The sequence below is a fragment of the Streptomyces capoamus genome (assembly GCF_014654935.1).
In the GTDB taxonomy this organism is placed as follows: domain Bacteria; phylum Actinomycetota; class Actinomycetes; order Streptomycetales; family Streptomycetaceae; genus Streptomyces; species Streptomyces capoamus.
Genome location: NZ_BNBF01000003.1, coordinates 172732 through 179859 on the forward strand (window position 1 = coordinate 172732; position 7128 = coordinate 179859).

Below are 7128 nucleotides of genomic sequence, written 5' to 3' on the forward strand. Positions count from 1 at the left end.
CGCGACAGGCGGGTGCTGCTGGTCCCGGGACGACCCGTCTGCGGGCTCAGGACCGGCAGAGACGGCACAGGCCCCCTGCGGCGCGGATCGTGTACGGAGGCCACCGGGTACCTCGTCTTCGCTGGTTCTGGAGGCCAATGCGCGCCTGGCCAGGCACCTCCCCGTACGTCCGGGACGGCCGGCGGCCTCCGCTTGCGGCACCGTCCGCGCGGGGTTTCAGTGAGTACTGACCCTCGCAGCCTCACGGACCTCACGCAGGTCCCTCCCAGCCCTCGCAAACCGCTCGCAGACCCAACTCCCGCCCGGATTTGCTGCCCCCTCGCGCGCCAGGAGGCGTCATGTCGATGCCGTTCGGTGGATCGTTCGGTTCCGCGGATCCGTTCAATGAACTGTTGAATCGCTTCTTCGGAATGTCACCGGCGTCCTCGCCCCCCGCCGTGCAGCGCGTCCCCATCGGCCGGCTGCTGACGGAGTCGTCGCAGGAACTGCTGAACCTCGCCGCGCGGCGGGCCGCCGAGGACGGTACCCCCGACCTCGACACCGAGCACCTGCTGTGGGCGGCCACCCAGGTCGAGCCGTCCCGCCGGCTGCTCGCCCGGGTGGGCGTGGACCCCGACGCGGTCGCCGCCGAGCTGGCCGAGGTCCTGCCGCGCGAGTCCGGCGAGCCGTCCGCGCAACCCGGCCTCACCCCGGCGGCCAAGCGCACGCTGCGCGCCGCCTTCGCCCAGTCGCAGGCGGCCGGCGTCTCCTACATCGGCCCCGAGCACATCCTGAGCGCCCTGCTCGGCGACCGCGACACGGGTGCCGCCCGGATGCTGCGGACGGAGGGCCTGGACACCGGGCGTCTGGCGGACCTGACCGAACAGGCGTCGGCCCGTGCCGAGGGCGCCCCGGCGGAACGCGGCAAGCCCGCCACCACCCTGGACGAGTACGGCCGCGACCTCACGGAGGAGGCGAGGGCCGGCAAGCTGGACCCGGTGGTCGGACGGGCCGAGGAGATCGAGCAGACCGTCGAGATCCTCTCCCGGCGCTCCAAGAACAATCCCGTGCTGATCGGTGAACCCGGCGTCGGCAAGACCGCCATCGTGGAGGGACTCGCCCAGCGCATCGTGGCGGAGGAGGTCACCGCCGCGCTGAAGAACAAGCGGGTCGTCTCGCTGGACCTGTCGGGCATGGTGGCGGGCGCGCAGTACCGGGGGCAGTTCGAGGAACGGATGAAGAAGGTCATCGAGGACGTCCAGGCGGCCGGCGGCGACATCATCCTCTTCATCGACGAACTGCACACGGTGGTCGGCGCCGGCGCCACCGGCGAGGGCTCCATGGACGCGGGCAACATGCTCAAGCCGGCCCTCGCCCGCGGGGAACTGCACGTGGTGGGCGCCACGACCATCGACGAGTACCGCAAGTACGTGGAGAAGGACGCCGCCCTGGAGCGCCGGTTCCAGCCGGTGATGGTCCCCGAGCCCACCGTCGAGGAGACGATCCTGATCCTCGAAGGCCTGCGCGACTCCTACGAGGCGCACCACCAGGTCCGCTTCGAGGACGGGGCGTTGGCGGCCGCCGCCGAACTCTCCGACCGTTACATCGGCGACCGTTTCCTGCCCGACAAGGCGATCGACGTGATGGACCAGGCCGGCGCCCGGGTGCGGCTGCGCAGCGTCGGACGCTCCACCGAGATCGTCAGCCGGGAGGACCGTATCGCCAAACTGCGTCGGGAACTCGAACAGGCCGTGTCGGCAGAGGACTTCGAGAGTGCCTCCGCCCTCAAGCGGCAGATCGCCGAGACCGAGGGCGAACTCGCCGGCATCGAGGAGCGCCGCGAGGGTGTCGTCTCCGTCACCGCCGCCGACATCGCCGACGTCGTCTCCCGCCGCACCGGGATCCCCGTCTCCCAACTCACCGCCGGCGAGAAGGAGAAGCTGCTGCGGCTGGAGGAGGAGATGCACGCGCGGATCGTCGGCCAGGACGAGGCGGTCACCGCGGTCGCCCAGGCCGTCCGCCGCAACCGCGCCGGCATGGGCGACCCGAACCGCCCCGTGGGGTCCTTCCTGTTCCTCGGCCCGACCGGTGTCGGCAAGACGGAACTCGCCAAGACCCTCGCCGCCCTGCTGTTCGGCGAGGAGGACCGCATGATCCGGTTCGACATGAGCGAGTTCCAGGAGAAGCACACCGTCGCCCGGCTGGTCGGCGCGCCGCCCGGATACGTCGGCTACGAGGAGGCGGGCCAGCTCACCGAGAGCGTCCGCCGCCGGCCGTACAGCGTCGTGCTGTTCGACGAGGTGGAGAAGGCCCACCCCGACGTCTTCAACACGCTCCTGCAGATCCTGGACGACGGACGGCTGACCGACGCCCAGGGCCGCACCGTCGACTTCCGGCACTGCGTCGTCATCATGACGTCCAACATCGGCGCGCACCGGATCCTCGAGTACAAGGGCGATGTCTCGGAACTCAAGGACGCGTTGATGGACGACCTGCGCGGCCGGTTCCTGCCTGAATTCCTCAACCGGATCGACGACATCATCATCTTCCACGGCCTCACCGAGGACGACCTGGGGCGGATCCTGGACCACCTGCTGGACCGGAGCAGGCGCAAGGTGCGCGCGCAGGGCATGGACCTGGAGGTCTCGGAAGCGGCCAGGAAGCTGCTGATCGCCCACGGGTACCAGCCGGAGTTCGGTGCCCGCCCGCTGCGCCGCACGATCCAGGCCGAGCTCGACAACCGCATCGCCACCATCCTGCTCAGCGGCGAGGCCGAGCCCGGGGACACCATCGTCGCCGACGTCCGGGAGGACTCGCTGCACTGCTCGGTACGGCACGGCGAGTCCGGACAGCCCTCCTGAGGGGCGGCGCGGCCCCGGGCGCCGCGGTCATTCCCCGATCGACACGACCACCGCCGTCGCCGGTCCGTCCGGGGTGTCGTAGTGCACGGTGTCCCCGGGCCGGCGGCCGAGCAACGCGCGCCCGAGCGGGCTGTCGACGGTGACCAGCGTCTGGTCCAGTGCCTCGGCGACCTCGGCGATCTGCAGGGTCTCCGTCGCGCCGTCGGCGAACCGCACGCCGACCGTGCTGCCCACCCCGACCCGGTCGGTGGGCGCGGGCCCGGCGTCCGCCGCCTCGCGGAGCCGTTCGGTGATGTCCTCGATACGGCGGTCCAGGCGCTCCAACTGGTCGGCGCGGCGCAACTCGTCGGCCTGGTCGGCCTGGTCGCCCACGGAGGCGTCCCGGAGCGTGCCGGCGACCAGCCGGCGCTCGGCCTGCAGGTCGGCCAGCTCCTGTTCCAGGGCTCGCCGGGCCTGGGCGCTGATCGGCTCCGGATCACCGGTCATGGGTCTGCTCCTCTGCGGGCGGACGGGCAGCCGGATGAGCACGGAAAGTCCGGCATTTCGCATCATAACCATCCGACCGCCCGTGCCCGGCTCCGGGCATGTCCGCCGCGTGGTCCGACCCCTCAACCACCGACGGTCATGAGCCGCTCCCTGCCGGCAGTCCCTGCTCGAAGCGCAGGTAGCGGTCGACCGACCGTGCCAGGATCTCGTTGCCGCCGGCGGTCACGACGCGGTCCCACCAGGCGCCGTAGATCCGGTCGAAGCGGTACCCGGCGAGCAGTTCGCCCGCGGCGCGGACGGCGTCGGGGCGCTCGGGGATGTGGTTGGCGTAGCTGTACATGATAGTGACCCAGCGGCGGTCCGGGCAGACGTTGACGACGTCGCCGGTGAACAGTGCGCCCTGGCCGGCGTTCCAGTGCATGACCGTGCTGCCGGGGAAGTGGACGCCCGGGTTGACCAGCGTCAGTTCGTCGGTCAGCTGGTGGGTCCGCCCGCTCCAGAAGTGCAGGGCGGGGTCGGGGCGGCCGACCCAGCGGCGGTCCGCCTCGTGCAGGTGGACGGGGGCGTCGAAGGCGTGCGCCCAGTCGACCATGGCGGAGTAGAAGTGCGGGTGGCTGATGGCGATCGCGGTGATGCCGCCGAGTTCCCGTACCTCGCGGATCACCTCGTCGTCGAGGTAGGGCACGCAGTCCCACAGCACGTTGCCGGAAGCCGTGCGCAGCAGCAGGGCGCGCTGGCCGATGGCGAACTCGGGGGTGCAGCCGATACCCAGGACGTCCGGTCCCTGTTCCTCGAAGCGGCCGTGGTGACCGTCGGCGCGCAACTCGGCACGACTGGTCCACTGCTGGCCGTCGTGTCCGACGTACTGGCGCTCGTCCAGGCAGACCGGGCAGTCCGGACGCGGGGTGGCGTACTGCGTGCCGCAGGTGCGGCAGAGGGGCAGCGTCGAACCGGTGATGTCAGCCACGGTCGCCTCCGGCCAGCTCGGTCAGGACGTGGGGGCGGCTGGGCCGCCAGCCGAGTTCGGCGACGGCACGCTGTCCGGACACCACCTGGTTCAGGCCCAGGGCCTCGGCGAACGGACGGCCCACGGCCTCGGCCGCCTGCTCCAGCGGCCAGGGCTCGGCCCGGCCGGTGCCGCCCGCGGCGACGTCGGCGGCTGCGGCCAGCGCCGCGACCGGGACCGCTTCGTGGGCCACGCCGTGCAGCACGCTGCCAGCACCGGCCTTGGCCACCGCCAGCACGAACAGTTCGGCCAGGTCGTCCACGTGCACCATCGGCCAGCGGGTCGCCGCCGAGCCGACGTAACGGCCGGTGCCGTGCTCGCGTGCCCAGCCGGTCATCAGCCCCGGAATGCCGCCGCCCCGGCCGTACACGATGCCGGGCCGGACGACGACCGCTCGCACGTCGTTCCCGCTCGTGGCCAGGACCCGCTGCTCGATGCGCGGGCGGTAGCCGACGAGGTCGATCGCGTTCGTCGGCGCGTCCTCGTCGACCGCCGCGTCGTCCGTGGCGCCGAGCACCCATACGCCGCTGGTGTAGACGAAGGCCCGTCCGGAGCCGCGCAGCCGGTCGGTCAGCGCGTCCACCGCCGCCGCGTCCACGGCCTCGTCACCGGTCGGCGTGGCGAGGTTCACGACGGCGTCGATGTCACCGGTGACGGCCGCCCGCAGCGAGGCCGGGTCCGCCAGGTCGCCCACCAGCGCCTGCGCCTCGGCCGGCAGCCGGGTGGCGTCCTTCACCAAGTGGACCACCTGGTGGCCCTCCGCCGTGAGCCGCCGCACCACGGCCGACCCGATGTAGCCGGTGGAACCCAGCACGAGCACCTTCACGCTCGCTCCCCCTTGATCTTCGACAAGCTGAGACGGGTCCCTGCCCGCCTCACGGACGACAACTGAATCTAGACGCGCTCGGCCGGCGACGGTCGTCGCAGCGTGCAGGGTTCCTCGACTCCCCGTGCAGAGCCGTGGCCCAGCGCGTGACGGCGGTACTCCCCTGGGGTGAGGCCGTAGGCCTGGCGGAATGCGCGGCCGAAGACCGTGGCGTTGGAGAAACCCCAGCGGGCGGCGATCGCCTGGACGGGTACTGTGCACAGCTCCGGCCGGGCGAGGTCGGCGCGGCAGCGCTCGAGGCGGCGGATCCGGATGAGGGCGGCGACGCCCTCGGGCTCGTCCCGGAACAGCGCGTAGAGGCCGCGCAGCGAGATGTTGTGGTGGTCGGCGACGGCTCGGGGGGTGAGTGCGGGGTCACCCAGGTTGCGTTCGATGAACATCTTGGCCCGTTCCAGCAGAGCACGGGCACGGATCTCGGGCGCGGTGCCCTCGATGGTGCCGAGCTGCTCGGCCAGGTAGGCCGTGGCCATGTCGAGAGCTGCCCGCCCGAGCACGGTGAGCTCCTCGATCCGGCAGTCCGGGCCGTTGTCGCGAAGGCTCGTCATGAAGTGGGCCATCACGGCGCCGAGGCCGGTCCGGGGAAGCCGACGGGCTACGAGGTGGTCGGCGCGCCCGGCTCGCAGGGGCAGCTGCGATCTCGGGATCTGGAGAACGGTCGCCCGTATCGGTCCGCCGTCGCGGTCGGTGTCGCACTCCAGCGGCGCCGAGGTGTTGGTGACGATGAAGCCGTCGACGACCAAGCCGGAGTCCCGGCCGAGCTGGCAAGCCTTCATCGCGTTCCCCTCGACCAGCGCGAGCTGGTACTGCTCGGGGTCGCCTCGCCTGATGTGTGCCGGGGTACGGCGCGACCAGACGGGCGAGAACTCGAGCGTCGACACCGTGACCGCGCCCAGCTCGACCGCCCCGACGACGGCATGGAAGTCACCCACCCGATCGGTGCTGATCGCCACGGGCATCAGGTCCGTGGACACCGTCTCGGTGAACCAGTCGAACCGGTCCGCCACCGGCACCTCGTGACCGGAGGCACGCGTCCACATGTGATTCATCGAACCCACTCAGTGCTTCCTTGGTTCTCCGCGGATTCCGGCCCCGGGGTCCGCCGCGTCGCTCGTGGTCTTGCCGTAACCGAGGGACTCGACGATCAACCCGTCCCGTACGAGCACGAGGTTCACGCCGCGGACCGAGTCGGCCGGTCCGTCGCCGAAGCGGTACCGCCAGCGGACCGTCGCCCGTTCGCCGGTGATGACGACGGCCTCCGGGTCGAACCGGCCCCTGCGGTCCTCGGCCAGTGCCCGGCAGAACTCCAGGCACTCGGCGCGGCCTTCGTAGCGGGTCCCGTCGGGCGCAGGCCCCTTCGCCTCCATCACGCAGTCGTCGGCGATCAGGTCGGCGAGCGAGGAGCTGTCATGGTCGATGAAGGCGCGGTTGAAGCGGTGGACGACCTCGGCCGTGGTACGGAACGACATGCGCGTCCCCTCGGGAGTGAATGATCGGTGTGTCGGTTCCCGTCCGAGCCCGGCAGGCCGGCGAGCCGTCCCCCCACGGTGCAGGTGCCGTGCCGGCGCCCCACGCGCGCCCAGGGGCCCGCAGGGCTTCGTCCGGCCGGGGCCCAGGGGCCGTCGGGTCATCGCGTTTCCCGCTGCGAGCCGGCCCCCGCCTCCTCGGCCACGGTGGCGGGAGCGGGAATCGCGTGTTCGGCGGCGCGGCTGACGTGCTCCCATGCCGCCCAGGTGTCCATGCGGGTGCGGGCGATGTCGAACGCGAGGTCGTAGACCATGCTCCCGAGGAGGAGACGCAGCGGAGGCTTGTCGCTGTCGACCAGCTTGAGCAGCGCGGCCGCGGCGAGTTTCGGGTCGCTGTCGACCGAGCCGTCGGCGAACTGCTCGGCCAGTTCCTCCCGCAGTGTCGCG

The 7128-nt window shown here is 71.8% G+C and carries 6 protein-coding genes and 1 pseudogene; 1 reads left to right on the forward strand and 6 read right to left on the reverse strand.

Going from position 1 to position 7128, the window contains the following annotated elements; genetic code table 11:
* Positions 1–338 precede the first annotated feature (338 nt).
* Positions 339–2840, forward strand: coding sequence for an ATP-dependent Clp protease ATP-binding subunit (locus IE312_RS06690; protein ID WP_189979250.1), 2502 nt, complete (start codon positions 339–341; stop codon positions 2838–2840).
* Positions 2841–2867: 27 nt separating this feature from the next.
* On the opposite strand, the gene IE312_RS06695 is transcribed toward IE312_RS06690, so the two are convergent.
* The 6 genes and pseudogenes from IE312_RS06695 to IE312_RS39105 all read right to left on the reverse strand — a co-directional run.
* Positions 2868–3326, reverse strand: coding sequence for a GreA/GreB family elongation factor (locus IE312_RS06695; RefSeq protein ID WP_189979251.1), 459 nt, complete (start codon positions 3324–3326; stop codon positions 2868–2870).
* 136 nt (positions 3327–3462) lie between these two features.
* Positions 3463–4293 carry an MBL fold metallo-hydrolase gene (locus tag IE312_RS06700; protein ID WP_229899202.1) on the reverse strand — a complete coding sequence of 277 codons (831 nt, stop codon included), beginning with the start codon at positions 4291–4293 and terminating at the stop codon, positions 3463–3465.
* Positions 4286–5158 (reverse strand): NAD-dependent epimerase/dehydratase family protein, encoded by an 873-nt coding sequence (locus IE312_RS06705; RefSeq protein ID WP_189979253.1) that lies wholly within the window; start codon positions 5156–5158, stop codon positions 4286–4288. The genes IE312_RS06700 and IE312_RS06705 overlap by 8 nt, the downstream gene beginning before the upstream one ends.
* A gap of 68 nt (positions 5159–5226) precedes the next feature.
* Positions 5227–6264, reverse strand: coding sequence for a helix-turn-helix domain-containing protein (locus IE312_RS06710; RefSeq protein ID WP_229899303.1), 1038 nt, complete (start codon positions 6262–6264; stop codon positions 5227–5229).
* Between the two features lie 9 nt (positions 6265–6273).
* The gene (locus tag IE312_RS06715) at positions 6274–6684 is read right to left on the reverse strand and encodes a nuclear transport factor 2 family protein (RefSeq protein ID WP_189979254.1); all 411 of its coding nucleotides are present in this window, start codon (positions 6682–6684) and stop codon (positions 6274–6276) included.
* A 158-nt stretch (positions 6685–6842) separates the two neighbouring features.
* A pseudogene (locus IE312_RS39105) lies at positions 6843–7128 on the reverse strand (hypothetical protein); the annotation flags it as partial.